We start from the raw sequence: 18,777 nt of genomic DNA on the forward strand, positions 1-18,777 counted from the left end.
TGTGACAAGTCACGCGACTGAAATTTAGTGTCGGACCTCGGCCGCAATGGCCGTCAGGCCCCGCAGCAGGTGGGGCCCGTCGACGGGACTCGACACACAGCAACGGCACGGCGGACGCGGCAGGGGGCTGCGTGCGCGGACGTGCCCATCGTCTTCGTCTCATTCCAGGGGTTAGCGTAATGAACAGGATCTACAGGCTGGTCAGGCATCGGGCCACCGGGCGGCTCGTCGTCGCGTCCGAATTGGCGCGCCGCAGCGGCCGCGCACGCACGGTGCGGGGATTGGCACTGGCAGCGGCGCTGGGCGCCGTACCGGCCGCGGCGTTCGCCGTCGACGCGGACACGGTCGCGCCGCGTGCCGACGATGTCGCCGCCGTGCCGTACTTCGCCGCGGTCGGTCGCGAAGATCCGAGCGAAGACGCCGGCGCATTCGCGGCGGGCGAAGAGGCCACGGCGGCCGGCGAGACCGCGACTGCGATCGGGTATGGGGCTTCGGCCTACGGCGCTGGCGCGACCGCCTATGCCAATGGCACGGTCGCGGTCGGCCATAACGCGCTGGCCCTGGCCGAGAACGCGTTGGCACTGGGCAACGGTGCCGAAGCGGGCAACCTCAACACCATCGCGATCGGCACCGAGGCGACCGCGCTGGGCGACCAGAGCCTGGCGATCGGCCTGGGTGCCTACAGCGATGGCCCGGCGAGCATGGCGGTCGGCGCGCACAGCAGCGCCGAGGGGCTGTGGGCCACGGCCTACGGTTACAACGCCAGTGCGACCGGCGAGATGGCGCATGCGCTGGGCACCGGCGCCGGGGCCAGCGGCTACAACGCCACGGCGGTTGGCGGCAGCGCCTTCGCCTACGAAGAGGGCGCGACGGCGCTGGGCGCCGGTGCGCTTGCGCGCGGTGGCTATTCGACCGCAGTCGGCAACTTCAGCTTCGCGTCCGGCTATCGATCGGTCACGCTGGGCAACGGTGCCTATGCCAACAGCGACGCCTCGATCGCGGCTGGCTTCCAGGCGATCGCCGAAGGAGAGGGATCTCTGGCGCTCGGCACCTGGGCGAACGCGGGCGGCTTCCGTCCGTGGGAATTCGGTGGCACGGGCGGCCGCGAGGCCGCGCCGTTCTCGGTTGCATTGGGTGCGAACTCGACCGCCCTGGGCCAGCGGGCACTGGCGCTGGGCGCGCAGACGATGACGCTCGATGACGACTCGGTCGCGCTGGGCACCGGCTCGCTGGCCGACCGCGGCAATGCAGTGTCGGTCGGCGCGTCGCAGCAGTGGGTCAACCAGAACGATGGCCACACGACGGCGCCCTTCACCCGGCAGATCATCAACGTTGCCGCCGGGACCGAGGACACCGACGCGGTGAATCTTGGCCAGCTCAAGGACGCGACGGCCTCGAGCCGGTACTTCGCCGCGGTCGGTCGCGAAGATTCGAGCGAAGACGCCGGCGCATTCGCGGCCGGTGAGGAGGCCACGGCGGCCGGCGAGACTGCGACTGCGATCGGCTACGGGGCTTCAGCCTACGGCGCCGGCGCCACCGCCTACGCCAATGGCACGGTCGCGGTCGGCCACAACGCGCTGGCGCTGGCCGAGAACGCATTGGCGCTGGGTACGGGCGCCGAAGCGGCCAATCTCAACACCATCGCGATCGGCACCGAGGCGACCGCGCTGGGCGACCAGAGTCTGGCGATCGGCCTTGGCGCCTACAGCGATGGCCCGGCGAGCATGGCGGTCGGTGCGCACAGCAGCGTCGAAGGCATGTGGGCCACGGCCTACGGCTACAACGCCAGCGCGACCGGCGAGATGGCGCACGCGCTGGGCGCCGGCGCTTGGGCCAGCGGCTACAACGCCACGGCGGTCGGCGGCAGTGCGTTCGCCGACGAGGAAGGCGCGACGGCGCTGGGTGCCGGTGCGCTCGCACGCGGCGGCTATTCGACCGCGGTCGGCAACTTCAGCTTCGCGAACGGTGCCCAGTCGGTGAGCCTGGGCAACGGCGCCTATGCCAACAGCGATGCCTCGATTGCGGCCGGCTACCAGGCGATTGCCGAGGGCGACGGGTCGCTCGCGCTCGGGACCTGGGCCAATGCCGGTGGTTTCCGGCCGTGGGAACTGGGCGGCGGCCCCGGCGGTCGCGAGGCGGCGCCGTACGCGGTCGCGCTCGGCGGCTTCAGCACCGCCCTGGGACGCAATGCGCTGGCGCTGGGCTTCCAGTCGCTGACCCTGGAGGAGAATTCGGTGGCGCTGGGCGCAGGCTCGCTGGCAGACCGCGGTAACGCCGTGTCGGTCGGCGCGTCGCAGTCGTGGACGAACGGCAACGACGGCACGGTCAACCAGGCCTTCACCCGGCAGATCATCAATGTCGCGGCCGGCACCGAGGATACCGACGCGGTGAACCTCGCCCAGCTCAAGGCGGTGTCCGGCAACCTCGGTGAACTGGCCGAAGGCGTGGTGCGCTACGACGGTGCGGACAAGGGACGCGTGTCGTTCGGCGGCGCCGACGGCACAGTGCTGGACCATGTTGCCGCAGGCCGGATCGCCGGCGACAGCCGCGAGGCGGTCAACGGCGGCCAGGTGCACGGGGCGCTGCGCAGCGTCGCCGATGTTCTGGGCGGCGGGGCGACGGTCACTGCCTTCGGCACGGTGTCGGCGCCGGCCTATGTGCTGCAGGGCGTGCAGTACAGCTCGATCGGCCAGGCGCTGGGCGCGATCGATGCGCACATCAGTCGGATCGACGCGCACATCGGCGCGGTGGAAGCCGGCGGCCGAGGGGTCGCAATCGGCGGCGACGGCGAGGCCAGCGTCGGTCCCGACAGCCCGAACGGCGTCGCGGTCGGCAGCGGCGCGGCCGCCAACGGCGAGAACGGGGTTGCCGTGGGCGGCGGTGCGTACGCGCATGGGCCCAATGACACCGCGGTCGGCGGCAATGCGCAGGTGCATGCCGACGGCAGCACCGCGCTCGGCGCCAACACGTCGATCTCGGCCGGCGCCACCAACGCGGTGGCCGTCGGTGAGGGCGCATCGGTGTCCGCGGCCTCGGGCACGGCGATCGGGCAGGGCGCGTCGGTCACCGCCGAGAACGCGGTCGCGCTGGGCCAGGGTTCGGTGGCCGACCGGGCGAATACCGTGTCGGTCGGCAGCACCGGCAACGCGCGGCAGATCACCCATGTCGCCGCCGGCACTGCCGCGACCGACGCGGCCAACGTCGCGCAGGTCCAGGCCGGCGTGACCGAGGCCAAGGCCTATACCGACACCACCGCGACCAAGACGCTGTCGTCGGCGAATGCCTACACCGACCAGCGCTTCGCCGCCTGGAACGATGACTTCGCGGCCTACCGCGGCGATGTCGAGCGTCGCTTCAGCGACGTCGACCGCAGGCTCGACAAGCAGGGCGCGATGAGCGCGGCGATGCTCAACATGGCGACCAACGCCGCCGGCACGCAGAGCCCGCGCGGGCGCGTGGCGGTCGGCGCCGGCTTCCAGAGCGGCGAGCGCGCGTTGTCGGTCGGCTATGCCCGCAAGCTCGGCGACCGCGGCTCCTTCAGCCTCGGCGGCGCGTTCAGCGGCGATGAGGCCTCGGCCGGCATCGGCTTCGGCATCGATCTGTGATCTTCCGGCCGGCGGACGCCGCCGGCCGTTTCTCTGTGCCCGGTCCGGCGGCGCGACGCGCAAGCGCCGGATCCCGACCCAATCGAGGAGTTCGACCATGAACAAGACATCCATCAGCGTGGCCCTGGCCGCGGTTCTGGCCGGCGCGCTCGGCGCGCAGGTCGCCGATGCTGCCCGTACCCCCACCAAGATCGTGCCGCGCATCGATGTGGCGCCGCCGGCCGAGGCCGCGTCCGACCGTATCGTCGTGCGCTACGCGCAAGCGCGCATCGCCAGCACCGATCGCACCGGCAAGCTGCAGGTCGCGACCGCCGCGATCCGCCGCGCCGGGCTCGAGCGTCCGGTCGCCACCGGCCGCGCGGCCAAGGCGCTGCCGGCGCTGCAGGTCGGCCATCTGCGCACGACCGCGGTCGGCTACGACGTGCTCCGGCTGTCGCGGCCGCTGTCCGCGCGCGACTTGCAGGCGCTGGTGACCGAACTGGCCGCCGATCCGGCGGTGGCCTCAGTGCACGTGGACCGGCGCATGCGCGCGACCGGCGTGGACAAGCGCACCGTCACGCCGCAGCTCACCCCCAACGACGAATTCTTCGCCAGCCACCAGTGGCACCTGCAGGGCTCGGCCGGCGCGATCAACGTCGCCAACGCCTGGGACCGCTCGACCGGTGCCGGCGTGGTGGTCGCAGTGCTCGACACCGGCATCCTGGCCGAGCATCCGGACTTTGCCGATAACATCCTGCCCGGCTACGACTTCATCACCGATCCCTTCGTGTCCCGGCGCGAGACCGCCGACCGCGTGCCCGGCGCGCTGGACCACGGCGACTGGAACCCGGTGGCGGGCGAGTGCTACAGCGGCTCGCCGGTGATCGACAGCACCTGGCATGGCACCCATGTGGCCGGCACGGTCGCCGAGGCGACCCACAACGGCATCGGTGGTGCTGGCGTCGCCTACGACGCGCAGGTGTTGCCGGTGCGCGTGCTCGGCCGCTGCGGGGGCTATGACTCCGACATCGCCGATGCGATAGTCTGGGCCTCGGGCGGCGCGGTCGAGGGCGTGCCGGAAAACGTGCACCCGGCCGAGGTCATCAATCTCAGCCTCGGCGGACAAGGCACGTGCGAGGCGATGACCCAGGCGGCGATCGACAGTGCGGTCGCGCGCGGCAGCGTGGTCGTGGTCGCGGCCGGCAACTACAACGACGATGCCCAGCGCTATTCGCCAGCCAACTGCAAGAATGTGATCACGGTCGGCGCCAACCGCATCAACAGCGGGCGCGCGTACTACTCCAACTTCGGTGCGGTGGTCGACGTCTCCGGCCCCGGCGGTGGCGGCGAGTTCGACACCGGCAACGGCGGCTGGAACGGTTACGTGCTGCAGACCGGCTACGACGGCAAGACCACGCCGACCTCCGGGCAGTACCTCTACACCGGGCTGATGGGCACCTCGATGGCGGCCCCGCATGTGTCGGGCATCGCTGCGCTGGTGCAGAGCGCGCTGGTCGCCCAGGACCGTCCGCCGCTGACGCCGGCCGAGATGGAGCTCCTGCTCAAGCGCACCGCGCGTCCGTTCAATGTGCCGCCGCCGGCCAATACGCCGATCGGCGTGGGCATCGTCGATGCGACCCGCGCGCTGGAGAAGGCGCTGGAGACCCCCTGCGATCCGGCCACCGAGACCTGCGAGCTCGGCACCCAGCTGTTCAATGGCGCCGACGTCACTGGCCTGGCCTCGAACGGCGAGGGCGCGCTGTTCCGCTTCGAGGCCCAGGCCGGTCGCACGTTGACGCTGATGACGCTGGCCGGCCGCGGCGACGTCACCCTGCACGCGCGCTATGGCGCACCGCCGACCTCGACCGACTACGAGTTCCGCTCGGCGCGTGCGGGCAGCAACATCGAGACGATCCGCATCACCGCGCCCAAGGCCGGCACGTACTACCTGCAGTTGAGCGGCAGCTACACAGGCCTGACTGTCGTCGCCCGTCAGTAGCCACATCCGCGCGCCCGGCGGCCGTTGATGTCGCCGGGCGTTGCACTGGTGGGACGCTGGCGTCGCGGCAGGGGCATCGCCAACCCCCATGCGCTCACGTATCGTCGCAGTTCGACGTTTCGGGCAGGCCGCAATGAACGCAGTGGCATGGTGGTTCAGGATTCCGTTCTGGCAGCGCGTGCTCGGCGCCTTCGTGCTCGGCGCGCTGGCCGGCTGGCTGCTCGGGCCGGCAGCCGGCACCTGGCTGCAACCGCTGGGCACGCTGTACGTCAACCTGATCCGGATGATCGCGGTGCCGCTGGTGTTCTTCGCGGTCATCAACGCGGTCGCCGCCCTGCACGGGCAGCAATCGATCGCCGCGCTCGGCGGGCGCACCTTCGGCTGGTTCGCCGCGACCGCGGTGCTCGCGGTGGGCGTCGGCTTCGCCGTCGCCTACACCTTCAATCCCGGGCTCGGCGTGGCGCCGGGCTCGCTGACCGTGGCCGCCGATTACACCCCGCGCGAGGTGCCGACCCCGGTCGAGGTGCTGCTGAGTGTGGTGCCGACCAACCCGTTCGCAGCGCTGTCGGAAGGACGGATCCTGCAGGTCATCTTCTTCGCCGGCCTGCTCGGCTTCGCGCTGGTCAAGCTCGGCGAGCGCGTCGCTGCCCTGCGCACGCTGGTCGGCCAGGCGTCGGATGCGATGATCCAGGTCACGCGCTTCGTGCTCGAGATGACCCCGCTCGGCACCTTCGGCCTGATCGCCGCCCTCGTGGGCACCTATGGCTTCGAGAAGCTGCTGCCGCTGGGCAGTTTCGTGATCGCGCTGTACGTCGCGTGCGCCGCCCACATCGTCATCGTCTACAGCGGCCTGCTGCTGGTGCACGGGCTCAATCCGCTGAAGTTCTTCCGCGGCGCCGCGCCCGGCATGCAGGTCGCGTTCGTCAGTTCGTCGAGCCTGGCGGCGATGCCGGTCGCGCTGCGCGCGGTCACCCACAACCTGGGCGTGAACCGCGACTACGCCGCGTTCGCGGTGCCGCTGGGTGCGACGATCAAGATGGACGGCTGCGGCGCGATCTATCCGACGCTGGCCTCGGTATTCATCGCGCAGTATTTCGGCATCGAGCTGAGTTTCGCGCAGTACGCGGCGATCCTGCTGGCCTCGGTGCTCGGCAGCTTCGGCACCGCTGGCGTGCCGGGCACGGCGGTGGTGATGGCGACGGTCGTGCTGTCGGCGGCCGGTCTGCCGCTCGAAGGCCTGGGCCTGTTGCTGGCGATCGACCGGATCTTGGACATGATGCGCACGATGACCAACGTCACCGGGCAGATGCTGGTGCCGGTGCTGGTCGCGCGCGAGACCGGCTTGCTCGACCGCGGGGTCTATGAGGCGGCGAGCAGCAACGTCGGGATCGACGACACCGGCGCCGACGCGCCGCGCTGACGCAGGCGGCGTCGCCGGGCGCCACCTGGTTCAGCGCTGCAGGCGTGGTGGCGCGGCGCGTTCGGTCGCGGCTTGAACATCGGCGGATCCTGGTAGAGCGGGCCGCGATCGTCGCGTGCCGATGGGCCGCAAGTGTTAGCGGCGCGTGCAGACCGGCGCATGACCTGCGGCACACCGCGACGCCGGCGATGCGGCCTATAGTCGGGCTTCGCGCCCCCGGGAGCGGGGCGGCAAGGGGATCGAGATGAGACGACTCGCAGGATTGGGCGGTGCATGCGTGCTGCTCGCGATGCTGGCCGCGCCGGCGGCCGCACAGCCCGCCGACTGGCAACTGCCGATCGAGACCCGGCGCCTGGACAACGGCCTGACCGTCGTGGTGTCGCAGGACCGCAGCTCGCCCACTGTCGGCGTCAGCGTGGTCTATCACGTGGGCATGCGGCTCGAGCCCGAGAACCGCACGGGCTTCGCCCATCTGTTCGAGCATCTGATGTTCCAGGGCACGCCGATCGCACCCAAGGGCGTGTTCGACCGCGTGATCCAGGGCGGCGGCGGCCGGCTCAACGGCTCGACGCGGCCCGACTACACGAACTACATCGAAACCGCGCCGGTGTCGGCGCTCGCGCCGATCCTGTGGCTGGAAGCGGACCGGATGAAGACGCTCGACTTCTCTGCCCAGAACCTGAGGAACCAGCAGGACGTGGTCAAGGAGGAGATCCGCGTCAATGTGCAGAACCAGCCCTATGGGCTGTTCTTCGTGTTCGACATCAACCGTCTGGCGTTCGACAAGTGGGCCAACGCACATGACGGTTACGGCAGCTTCAAGGATCTCGAGGGCGCGACGCTGGCCGACGTCCAGGCCTTCCATCGCGATTACTACGGGCCCAACAACGCAGTGGTGGGCATCGTCGGCGACATCGCACCGGACGAGGCATTCGCGCTGGTCGAACAGTACTTCGGCGACATCCCCGCACGTGCGACGCCCGCGCGGCCGGACGTGTCCGAGCCCCTGAACACGCGCGAAAGGCGCGAAGCGCAGAGCGATGCGCTGGCGCAGGTGCCCGCGCTGGCGGTGGGCTGGAAGATGCCGCCGCGCGGCAGCGCCGACCAGGCGCCGATGGCGGTACTGGCGCAGTTGCTCGCCGGCGGCGACGCGTCGCGGCTGTACCAGGGACTGGTCAAGGGGCGCGAACAACTCCTCAACATCGACGGCGGAGTGGGCTGGCCGCTGGGGCACGCCTGGGACTACGACGGCCCGACGTTGATGACACTGTTCGCCCTCTACAAGCCCGATGTCTCGCCCGACGCCGTGCTCGCCGCGATGGACGAGGAGATCGCGCGGATCGTGGCCGAGGGCGTGCCGGCGCAGACGCTGGCTGCGGCCAAGACCAAGCTGCTGGCCGATTACGTCGACGGCCTCGAGCCGTTCATCTCGCGTGCCGACGAATTGGCCAAGGCGCAGTTGCTGTGGGGCGATGCGAAAACGCTCAACGCAGTGCCCGGCTGGGTGCGGTCGGTGACCGTGGCTGACATCCAGCGTGTCGCCAAAACCTACCTGACCGACGGCAACCGCACCGTCATCGACCGCGTGCCGGCCGCGATGGCCCCGGCGCGCGGGATCGCCCCGCCGGCCGCACCGGCCCCCGCCGCCCCCGCGCAGGACTGAGGAGACCGCCATGGACATTCCGTATCGCCGTACACGCGCAGTGCGTCCGCTCGTTCTGGCGCTCGGCGCCTGCCTGATGGCCGCCGCCGCGCAGGCGCAGTCGCAAGCTGCGCCCGGTGCGCCACCGGCCGAGGCGCCGCCGACCGTATTGCCCGCCGACTTGCCGGCCTACGGCGCCGACCGGCCGCTGCCCGAACTGGGCCTGGTCGAGCGCCGGCTCGACAATGGCCTGACGGTCTGGATCGTGCCGCGCGCGGGCGGCCTGCCGAAGGTCGACTATGTGCTGGCCGTGCGCGGCGGTCTGGCAAGCGACCCGACTGCGCTGCCGGGCATGTCGAACCTGCTCGCCGGCCTGCTGCAGGAAGGGACCGCGACGCGCACTTCGGTGCAGATTGCCGAGACGCTCGAACGTCTGGGGGCATCGATCTCGGCCAGTGCGAGCAGCGACGGGCTCGTCATCGCCGCATCCGGTCTGTCGTCGTCGGCGCAGCCACTGGCGGCACTGTTCGCCGACGTGGTGCGCCACCCGGCGTTCCCGGCCAGCGAAGTGCAATTGGCCAAGACCAACGCGCTGCAGAGCCTCAAGGCGATGCAGGCGCAGCCGGCCTACCAGGCCAACCGTGCGATGGGGCGCGTGCTGTTCGGCGACCACCCCTACGGCAACACGCTGCCGACCGAGGCCAGCATCGCCGGCACCGACGTCGCGGCTCTGCAGGCCGCGCATACCGCGCGCTTCCGGCCAGACCAGGCGTTGCTGGTGATTGCCGGCCCGCTGTCGGACGACGCGGCGCTGGCGCTCGCGCGTGATGCGTTCGGCGATTGGGCGGGCCGCGGCGATGCCATCGCCGAGGCGCCCGCGCCCGCGGCCGCCGACCGGCCGCAGTTCGTCCTGGTGCCGCGCGCGGGCAGTGTGCAGTCGGCGGTGCGAATCGGTCGCCCGGCGTTCGCGGCCGACGACGCGCGGGCGATTCCCGCCGCGCTCGCCAGCACCATCCTCGGCGGTGGCTTCGACAGCCGCCTGATGCGCAATCTGCGCGAGGACAAAGGCTATACCTATGGCGCCGGCAGCAGCTTCGGCCTGCGCGCACGGGGCGGGGCGTTCCAGGCCCAGGCCGACGTGCGCAACGAGGTCACCGGTGCGGCGATCGGCGAGTTCCTGGCCGAGTTCGAGCGGATGCGCGCCCGACCCGTGCCGGAGGATGAATTGCAGCGCGCCAAGCGCTTCACCGCCGGCACCTACCTGTTCCAGAACCAGCTGCAGGGGCGGTGGCCTCGGCGCTGGCGTCGAACTGGCTGCTGGGCCGGCCAGCCGATTACCTCAGCCGCTACGTCGACCAGGCCAACGCGGTGACGGCGTCCGAGGTACAGGCGGTCGCGCGCGAGTTCTTCGATCCCGCGCGCCAGAGCATCGTGGTCGTCGGCGACGCGGCGGTCGCCGGGCAATTGACGGCGTTTGGTGCGTTCCGGGCGGACGACGCGCCTTGAGGCGTGGGCGCCGGCATGTGCCGGCGTCGTTCAACGGCGCGGCGCGGCGCCAGCCAAGCGCCCGCCGCACCAGGCCATCGGCAATGCGCCGATCGCGTCGAGCACGGTCATCCACACTGGCTGCGGCAACAGCCAGGCGTTGAGCAGTACGGCGATCAGGATCAGCGCGCCGACCGTCAGTGCCATGCGCATCGGCCGACGGTGCGCGATGCGGGCGGCGACCCAGCCGCCGCACAGGGCGCCGGCCAGCCAGCCGAGTGCGACCAGCAGCAACATGCCGGTCGGGGCGATCGCGAACAGACCGGACGGGCCGGCATCCGTGGGCAGCGCACCGGCCGGCAGCGGGAACAGCCGCTTGCCGAGGAACTCGAAACCCAGCGCGACCGTCGTGGCGGCCAGCATGCCGAGCATCAGCGAGGACAGCGTGCGGATCATCTGGCCCGCCGGCGCTGGGCCGGCGTTGGCAGAGTCGCGCACGCGCGTCTCTGCGGGCGGCCTGCGCTGGCGTGGGCGACGTGCCGGCACCGGACGTTAACGGGCGGGCGCCGACGCGGGCGGCGGCGGCTCGAAGGGAATCGTGTCGGGCGCCACCGCGCCGCCGGAGATGATGAAGCTCATCGCCTGGTCGACGGTCCAGTCGGTCGGCGTGACCTTGTCCAGCGGCACGATCTCCAGATAGCCCGAGGTCGGGTTGGGCGTGGTCGGCACGTAGACCGCGGCGAGCTCCCGGCCGGTGCCCTGTTCGCGGATCACCCGGGTGACGAAGCCGACCGATTTCATCTGGCTGTGCGGGAAATCGATCAGCACCACGCGCTGGGTGCCGTCGGGCTTGGTCTGCAGGATGTCGAGCAGCTTGCGTGCGCTCGAATAGATGATGTTGGCCAGCGGGATGCGGCGCACCAGCGCGTCGACCCAGCCGAGCATGCGCTGGCCGACGACGCGGCGGGTCAGCCAGCCGACGGCGAGGATCAGCACGATCGTTGCGATCATCGCGACCGTCGCCTGGACCGAGGCGACATTGATCCATCCCAGCGCCGGGAACGCGGCGGAGATGCCGTGCGCCAGCGGCACCACCCAGGGCGTGCTGATATCCGACAGCAGCACGAAGACGAACTTGACGACGATCCAGGTCAGCCAGATCGGCAGCAGCGTCAGCAGGCCGGTGAGGAACAGGCGCTGCAGGCGTCCGCCCAGGGAGTGGGCACTCATGAAAGATCCGCGAGGCGAAAGGGGGCGTCATCATGCCCGGGAAGTCATGGCAGATGCACGAGCCGGAAGCCGACGTCGTCGTAGCCGCGCTTGGGATCGAGCGCGCGGCTGTCGAGTGCGTCGCGCCGGCTGCGGCCGGCGGCGATGCGATCCTTGCATGCCGCCGCGCAGTCGCTGCGCCATTCCGCCGGCCCATCGGCGGACGCCGGGGCGGCTGCGCCTTGCGTGGTGGAGGCCACGACGATGCTGCGGCCCTCGCGTTCGCTGCGCCAGCGTGCGTAGTCGACCGCGTCATGCCAGGACACGCATACCACCGGATCGCCCGGGCTCTGGTCGAAGCCCGGCGACTCCCAGTCGCGCGGCGCCAGCGCCCGCAGAACCGAGCCGCGCGCGCGGCACGGCGACGACTTGCGGCCGGTCGCGGCGACGAAGGCCGCGTAATCGCCGCGGCTGACCGGCGCGTTGGCGATCGCGAAACTCGTGTCGCCGCTGCGGACCACCCGCGCGCCACCGGGGATCTTGGCCGCGAGCGCATTGAGGTCGGGAATGGCCTGGGCCTCGCGGCGCAGGCGCGCCTTGGTCGCGGCGTCGAGTCCGACGGCGTCGGCGGCGGCGAGGCTGGCGATCGCGTCGTCGCGATCGACCGCGGTCACGGCGTCGGCGATGCGCGCCTCGACTGCATCGGCCACCTGCACGCGCACCGGCTGCAGCGCTGCGGCTTCCTCGGCGCTGCCGGCATGCGCGCGTGCGGCCTGCAGCAGTTCGGTGGCCGCGCCGTCGTCGCGGCCTGCGATCAGCGTGGTGGCGCGGTTGCCGACTGCGGCGAAGACACGCGTGGTCAGCGACGGCAACCCCAGGTGTTGGGCATCGGCTGCGCGTGCACGGCGCAGGCGCTCGAGCGCGTTGTCGTCGTGCGGCGCCGCCAGCCGTCCGGCCCGCAGCAGGCGCTCGGCGGCGGCGAGGTGGCGGTCGGCCTCCGACACGGGCGCAGCCTGCGAGGCTTCGATGCCGGCAGCGGCCGCCACCGCGTCGGGATCGGTCTGCGGTGCGAGATCGGCATCGGCGTCGCCGTCGGCGGTGTCCTGGTCTGCGACCGGTGGCGCGCTCGCGATCGATGCGGCCGGCGCGGCCTCGTCGGCCGCTACCGGCGTGGCCGAGGGGCGCTCCCAAGCGCGCCACACGCCGACGCCGGCCAGCAGCACGACCGGCAGCGCCAGCCACGGCAACAGACGGCGCCCGCCGCGGCCGATCCGGCGGATCTGCCCGGTGATCCGGGCCTCGCCATCGCGCTGGGGCACCTGCTCGAGTGCCCGCAGCATCTGTCCGGCATCGGCGAACCGCCGCTTGGGCGACTTCGCCAGCGCCTGGTCCAGGAATCGCTGCCAGTGGCGCAACTCGGGCGGCAGGCGCGGCACCGGGTTCTGCACGTGCGCCAGCGCCATCGACAGCGCGTCCTCGCCCGCGAACGGCAGCGCGCCGGTGAGCATCTCCCAGGCCAGCACGCCGACGCTGTAGAGGTCGGCGCGGAAGTCGACCTGTTGCCCACGGGCCTGCTCGGGCGCCATGTACGCGGTGCTGCCGACCGCCAGCCCGACCATCGTCATCCGGGTGCCGTAGCCGCGGCGCAGCGCAATGCCGAAATCCGCCAGCAGCGGCCGGTCGGTCTCGTCGAACAGCACGTTTTCGGCCTTGACGTCGCGGTGGATCACCCCGCGTGCATGCGCATAGGCCAGCGCCGACAGCAGGGCCTGCAGGATCGCGCGGACCCGGGCCTGGTCGCCGCGCAGGTCGCGCTGGCCGAGGTGGCCATGCGGCAAGTGGGGCATCGCGTACCAGGGCAGCCCGTCGGCGGTGCGACCGACATCGTGGATGCCGACGATGTGGGGATGCTCGAGGCGTGCGATCGTCCGCGTCTCGTTCTCGAACCGGCGTCGGCTGACCTCGTCGGCCAGCGTCTCGGGGCGCATGACCTTGATGGCGACGTCGCGTCCCAGCGACAGCTGCGTGCCGAGGTACACCGTGGCCATGCCGCCATGGCCGATGACGCGCAGCAGGCGATAGCCCGCGATCTGCGGCAGCGCAGGCGACTCGTATCCGCTTGTGGTCTGCGACATGCGTGTTCCCCGTAGCGCTACAGCATACCGACCGGCTGACGGCTTGGGGCGTCGTGCGCGCGGCTCAGGCGGGCGTTGGGGCGCTGCCGCGGTCGCGCTTGCGGCGCACGTAGATCTGCTTGCGCACGCGGGCGACCGGTTCGCCGGCCGCATCGACGACCTCGGTGGTGAACCAGCGCAGGTGCTTGTCGCCGTGCGCGGTCGCTTCGCGGATCGCGTCGACGGTGGCCGCATCGAGATCGAACGTGGCATGCACAGTGCCGCGCCCGGGACGGATGAATTCGATCTCGGCGGCCTTGTCCCAGACCACGTAGTCGTCGCCGAGCGCGCGCAGCGTCATCACCATCCAGAACGGGTCGGTCATCGCGAACAGGCTGCCGCCGAAGTGGGTGCCGACGTAGTTGCGGTTGTACCAGCGCCGGCGCAGCTCGACCCGGGCATGCGAAAACCCGGGCGTCAGCGCGGTGACGCGGATCCCGGTGAACAGGAACGGCGGCCAGAGATTGAACAGCAGACGGGCGAGGCGCGGCGACATGGCGGGCGGGCATGACCAGGGCGTTGGGACATTACCATACGCACCTGTATGTTTTAGCGTTGCCCGCACCGGCAGGGCCGATGCAGGCGACGGGCGCATCGGCGCGTCAGAACAGCAGCGAGGCCATCTTCCTGCGGTAGCGGCCGACGAGCTCGGCGTCGTCGACGATGCGGAACGCATCGATCAGTGCCTTGCGCGGCAGGCCGTCCTCGAAATCGCGGTCGCGGCGCAGCATCTCGATGAACTGTTCCAGGCCGGCTGGTGCATCGCCGGCGACGATCTGACGCACGCCCAGCAGGTGGCGGGCGCGCAGGTCCGCAGGTTCGCGTTCGATCGCCGCCTGCAAGGCTTCGATGGGCGGCGCGTCGGCCAGCAGCGCGGCAAAATCCAGGCGCGCCCGCGCCTTCACCGCGCGATCGTCGGTGGCGAGGTTGGCTGGCAGGCCGTCGAGCAGGCCTTCGACTTCCTGCGCGGCGCCGGTCTGCAGCAGCGCCAGCGCCAGGTCGAGCCGCAGCTCCGCCTTGTCGGGTTCGGCGGCCACCGCCTCGCGCAGCCGCGCGACCTCGGCCTGCGGATCGAGCGGGGCGGCGTCGTCGGGCGAGGCGCCATCGCCTTGCGCCGGCACGATGCCGTGGCGCTGCAGGAACTCGCGCAACTGGCCCTCGGGCAGTGCGCCCGGAAAGCCATCCACCGGCTGGCCACCGGCGATCAGGAAGACCGTGGGCACCGAGCGGATCTGGAACGCCGCGGCGATCTGCGATTCCTTGTCGACGTCGACCTTGGCGAGGATGAAGGCGCCGTTGTACTCGGCCGCCAGCTTTTCGAGTACCGGGCCCAGGGTCTTGCACGGGCCGCACCATTCCGCCCAGAAGTCCACCAGAACCGGCACATCGAGCGAGGCCTGCAGCACCGCCGACTCGAAGGTCTCGGTGGTGACATCGACGATATGGGGCGAGCGTTCGGGAGTGGGGGCCTGGCCGTTGAGCAGCATGCGGAAGTTCCAGTTGCGGTCGGGAGCCGCCGGAGCGGCCCGACTAGAGGTGGCGACGGTTGCGCAGGATACAAGCGCAGACCGCGCGCGATCTGTGGATCCCCAGCGACATCGGTGCGGTGGCACGCCGGGCGCCTATCATCCGGCCCGGACATGGCTGGAGTGGGGTGGATGGAAACATCGATGCGGTGGCGGTCGTTGGGGCCGGTGCTCGTGGCGCATGCCGCGACCTGGCTGGCGATGGTCGGCTTCGCGCGGGTTGCGGACCTGCCGGCAGGTGTGCCGCTGGCGTTGCCGGGCGCGCACGGCCTGCCGCATGCGGCTGCGTTCAATCTGCTCGCGTTCGTGCTGCCCGGCCTCGTGCTGGCGGTTGTGGCGTGGCGCGCGCGCGTTCGCTGGTGGCCGGACGCGGGCCTGGCCATCGGCATCGCCCTGCGGCTGTGGCTGCTGGCGGCGCTGCTGTTCGCGCTGCAGGGCGCACTGCCGCTCGATGCCGGCGACCTCGACGGCGGCGGCAGCCGGGCGCACGCCAGCGCGTGGATGTTGTGGGCCCTGGCCTTCGGTGCCGGGGCGGCTCTGGCCGCCATCGCCATGCCGGGCGTGCGGCTCGTCTCGCTGTTGGCGGCGCTCGCGGTCGTGGCGGCACTGGCATCGCCGGCGGTCGCGGCCGCCGGTGCGGCCGACCGCGTGTTGCTGCTGGCCTGGTGCGGCTGGACGGCCTGGCTGACGTGGCGGTTGCCGCGCCGGGTCGGCTGACTCAGTCGAGCGTGGCCGATGCCTCCGGCGCACGATACACGCGGCCGGCCTTCATCACGAAGTCGACCGCCAGCACCGCATTGATGTCGGCGACCGGGTCGCCCGGCATTGCGATGATGTCGGCGCGCCGCCCGGGCTCGACGATGCCCTGGTCGTCGACACCGAGCACGGTCGCGGCGTGCAGCGTCGCCGACTGCAATGCGTACGCCGCCGGGATCCCGGCCTCGACCATGTAGATGAATTCACGCGCTGTCGGCGACGAAGCGCCCAGCGTAGATCGTCGGCACGTACCAGGTGCCGCGCTGCTTCATCAGCCGCATGACCTCCTCGTCCATATGGGTGCCGTGCTCGATGCTGGTCACGCCGGCCAGCACCGCGCGTTTCATGCCCTCGGTGCCGTGGGCATGCGCGGCGACGCGGTAGCCGTAGTCCTTGGCGGTGTCGACGACCGCCTGGACTTCGTCGACGGTGAACTGCGGCGCATCGCCCGATCTGGCGTAGCTGAGCACGCCACCGGTCGCGGTGATCTTGATCACGTCGCTGCCGTCCTTGTAGCGCTGGCGCACGGCTTGGCGGGCATCGTCGATCGAATTGATCACGCCTTCGGTCGGGCCCGGCGGGCCGAGCAGATGCGAGAGCATCGAGTTGTAGCCGTTGCTGGGATCGGCATGGCCGCCGGTGGTGGCGATCGACTTGCCGGCCGCGAAGATCCGCGGGCCGCGCACCAGACCCTGTTCGATCGCATCGCGCAGATGCGGTGCGACTTCGCCGCCGAGATCGCGCACCGTGGTGAAGCCGGCGAACAGGGTCTTTTCCGCGTAGCCGACCGAGCGGTAGGCGAAATCGACCGGGTCGAGGCGGAAGCCTTCCGAATAGCTCTGCGGGCCGGACTGCGAGCCCAGGTGCACGTGCAGGTCGGTCCAGCCGGGCATGCAGGTGCGCCCGGCGAGCGCGATCGTGCGCGCCTGGCCCGCCGGCGCCGCGTGACCGGCGGCGACCGATTCGATCCGGCCATCGGCGACCACGATCGTATGCGCGCCGAGCACGCGGCCGCTGCGCGCGTCGAACAACCGCTCGCACTGCAGGGCTGTGCGGTCTTGCGCCTGCGCGGCGGGTGCGAGCAGGGCGACGGCGAGCAGGGCGAGCACCGGCGACGGTGCGGTGAGGCGGAAGCGGCTGGTCATGCGGCGGGCTCCGGGCGGCCAGGACAGGAAGCCGGATTGAAGCACGGCTGCAGGGCGTGCGCCCGCGCGGCGCTCAGTCGGTCTGCGAGGCGTGCAGCACCCGATTGCGGCCTTCGGCCTTGGCGCGATAGAGCGTGGCGTCGGCGACCTGCAGCAGCAGTTCGGGCGTGGTGCCGTTGGCGGGGAAGGTCGCGATGCCGATCGACAGCGTCACCGGGCCGAGGGTCTGGCCCATGTGCTGCACGCTGGAGATCTCGACCGCGCGGCGGATCTGCTCGGCGCGCAGGCGCGCATTCGCCGCGTCGAGCTCGGGCAGGACCACCGTGAACTCCTCGCCGCCGTAGCGGCAGGCGATGTCCTCGGTCCGCACGCCGGCCTGGATCAGCCGGCCGACCTGGCTGAGCACGGCGTCGCCGGCGGCATGGCCGTGGGTGTCGTTGAAGCGCTTGAAGTGATCGACGTCGAGCATCATCAGCGACAGCGGCAGCTGACGGCGCTCGCAACGTTGGAGCTCGCGCGCCAGGCTCACCTCGAGATAGCGGCGATTGAACAGCGAGGTCAGCGGATCGCGCAGCGACTGCGTGCGCAGGGTCTCGCGCAATTGCAGGTTGGCCAGCGCCAACGCCATCTGCTCGGACAGCGAGGCCAGGATCGAGGCGTCGTTGTCGCTGCCCGACGGATCGCTGGCTGCGCTGACGTGCAGCATGCCCAGCGACTGGCCCTGCGCGATCAGCGGTACGCACAGCGTCGACACACCGTCCAGCGGCACATCCCGGTCGATGTGCGCGCAGCGCAGCCCGCCGCTGCGGCCGCGCAGATAGTGCGGCTGGCCACGACGCAGCGCCCAGCAATCGTCCTGGGTGACGGTGTCTTCGTGGCTGATCGGGTGCTCGCCGAAGGTGCCGGCGCTTTCGAGGAAGTTCTGCGACGGGCGTGCCAGGTAGCAGCGACCGCTGGCGCCGGGCACCAGCTCGACGACCGCGCGCGTGGTCAGCGCCACGATCTCTTCACGGCTCTGGCAGCTCTGCAGCATGCCCGCGTACTCGCTCTGGGTATGCCGCTGTTCCGACAGCGCATGCAGGTCGCGCATCGCATTGCGCGCGTCGCGCTCGAGCCGGCGGCTGCGCCGGTTCTCGCGCGACAGGCTCCACAGCATGAAGATCAGCAGGCCCAATGCGACGACGAACGCCAGCACGATGAACACCACCAGCAAGGTCGCGCGCTGCTGGCTGGTGACCTGGCGTTCGGCCAGCAGCCGGGCTTCCTCTTCCATCAGCTGCTGGCGCAATGCCGACATCGCCGTGGCGCGGCGGACGTTGTCGCTGATCCGTCGCTGGCGCTCGTCGTCGGGCAGCGCGGCCATCTGCACCGGATCGAGCAGGATCTCCATCGTGCTCAGATGCCGCTGCATGTCCGCGTCGAAGGTGCGCGCCAACGCCTGCTGGGAGGGGTTGTCGGCGGTCAGTTCGATCAGCCTGCGGCTGTACTGGCCGGCGCGCGCCACCGCGTCGCCGTACTCGGGCCGGAAACTCTCGCGGCCGGTCAGGCGGTAGCCGCGCGCCTTGGACTCGGCCTCGTGCAGCGCCGCCTCCGAGGCGACAAGCAGGTTGATCACCAGATAACTGTGCTCCAGCGACCCGTTCGCCCGCTCCAGGCTGCGCACACCCACGATCGCCGCGGCGGCGGCGCCCACCAGCAGCGAGAACGCCAGCAGGATCGCCGGCAGGCGCAGGGCTCGGGAGCGGGAGAGAGGTGATGTCCGAGACATCAGACGAGTCTAGCAGCCCGTTCGGCCGTACCGGGCTCGCGTGGCGGACGCGGGGGCGCTGGGGTAGGC

12 protein-coding genes and 1 pseudogene are annotated in these 18,777 nt (G+C 71.3%); 6 read left to right on the forward strand and 7 right to left on the reverse strand.

Going from position 1 to position 18,777, the window contains the following annotated elements:
* Positions 1 to 179 precede the first annotated feature (179 nt).
* The 5 genes from BEN78_11915 to BEN78_11935 all read left to right on the forward strand — a co-directional run bounded on the left by BEN78_11915 (position 180) and on the right by BEN78_11935 (position 10,017).
* Complete coding sequence (locus BEN78_11915) at positions 180 to 3,605, forward strand: hypothetical protein (GenBank protein ID ASR43971.1); 3,426 nt, start codon at positions 180 to 182, stop codon at positions 3,603 to 3,605.
* A 97-nt stretch (positions 3,606 to 3,702) separates the two neighbouring features.
* Positions 3,703 to 5,583, forward strand: coding sequence for a protease (locus tag BEN78_11920; protein ID ASR43972.1), 1,881 nt, complete (start codon positions 3,703 to 3,705; stop codon positions 5,581 to 5,583).
* Between the two features lie 133 nt (positions 5,584 to 5,716).
* Entirely contained in the window at positions 5,717 to 7,003 is a 1,287-nt protein-coding gene (locus tag BEN78_11925; protein ID ASR43973.1) for an amino acid:proton symporter, read from the forward strand.
* A gap of 289 nt (positions 7,004 to 7,292) precedes the next feature.
* Complete coding sequence (locus tag BEN78_11930; protein ID ASR45110.1) at positions 7,293 to 8,666, forward strand: peptidase M16; 1,374 nt, start codon at positions 7,293 to 7,295, stop codon at positions 8,664 to 8,666.
* 40 nt (positions 8,667 to 8,706) lie between these two features.
* The gene (locus BEN78_11935; GenBank protein ID ASR43974.1) at positions 8,707 to 10,017 is read left to right on the forward strand and encodes a hypothetical protein; all 1,311 of its coding nucleotides are present in this window, start codon (positions 8,707 to 8,709) and stop codon (positions 10,015 to 10,017) included.
* A gap of 164 nt (positions 10,018 to 10,181) precedes the next feature.
* On the opposite strand, the gene BEN78_11940 is transcribed toward BEN78_11935, so the two are convergent.
* From BEN78_11940 to BEN78_11960, 5 genes are all read right to left on the reverse strand, one after another.
* On the reverse strand, positions 10,182 to 10,586 hold the full coding sequence (locus BEN78_11940; GenBank protein ASR43975.1) for a hypothetical protein: 405 nt from the start codon (positions 10,584 to 10,586) through the stop codon (positions 10,182 to 10,184).
* A 96-nt stretch (positions 10,587 to 10,682) separates the two neighbouring features.
* Complete coding sequence (locus BEN78_11945) at positions 10,683 to 11,360, reverse strand: hypothetical protein (GenBank protein ID ASR43976.1); 678 nt, start codon at positions 11,358 to 11,360, stop codon at positions 10,683 to 10,685.
* A 44-nt stretch (positions 11,361 to 11,404) separates the two neighbouring features.
* Positions 11,405 to 13,474, reverse strand: a complete 2,070-nt coding sequence (locus tag BEN78_11950) for a hypothetical protein (protein ASR43977.1) — start codon at positions 13,472 to 13,474, stop codon at positions 11,405 to 11,407.
* A gap of 64 nt (positions 13,475 to 13,538) precedes the next feature.
* Positions 13,539 to 14,009, reverse strand: a complete 471-nt coding sequence (locus BEN78_11955) for a tetrameric acyl-CoA thioesterase (protein ID ASR43978.1) — start codon at positions 14,007 to 14,009, stop codon at positions 13,539 to 13,541.
* 106 nt (positions 14,010 to 14,115) lie between these two features.
* Positions 14,116 to 15,000 (reverse strand): thioredoxin, encoded by an 885-nt coding sequence (locus BEN78_11960; GenBank protein ASR43979.1) that lies wholly within the window; start codon positions 14,998 to 15,000, stop codon positions 14,116 to 14,118.
* A gap of 153 nt (positions 15,001 to 15,153) precedes the next feature.
* On the opposite strand from BEN78_11960, the gene BEN78_11965 reads away from it, so the two are divergent.
* Positions 15,154 to 15,756 carry a hypothetical protein gene (locus tag BEN78_11965; GenBank protein ID ASR43980.1) on the forward strand — a complete coding sequence of 201 codons (603 nt, stop codon included), beginning with the start codon at positions 15,154 to 15,156 and terminating at the stop codon, positions 15,754 to 15,756.
* Position 15,757: 1 nt separating this feature from the next.
* On the opposite strand, the pseudogene BEN78_11970 reads toward BEN78_11965, so the two are convergent.
* Together BEN78_11970 and BEN78_11975 are read right to left on the reverse strand one after the other, a co-directional pair.
* Positions 15,758 to 16,940 (reverse strand): annotated as a pseudogene (locus BEN78_11970) (hypothetical protein).
* A 73-nt stretch (positions 16,941 to 17,013) separates the two neighbouring features.
* Positions 17,014 to 18,633, reverse strand: a complete 1,620-nt coding sequence (locus BEN78_11975) for a hypothetical protein (GenBank protein ID ASR43981.1) — start codon at positions 18,631 to 18,633, stop codon at positions 17,014 to 17,016.
* Positions 18,634 to 18,777 lie beyond the last annotated feature (144 nt).

Origin of the sequence: Xanthomonas citri pv. mangiferaeindicae (genome assembly GCA_002240395.1) — a bacterium.
Lineage (GTDB): Bacteria > Pseudomonadota > Gammaproteobacteria > Xanthomonadales > Xanthomonadaceae > Luteimonas > Luteimonas citri_A.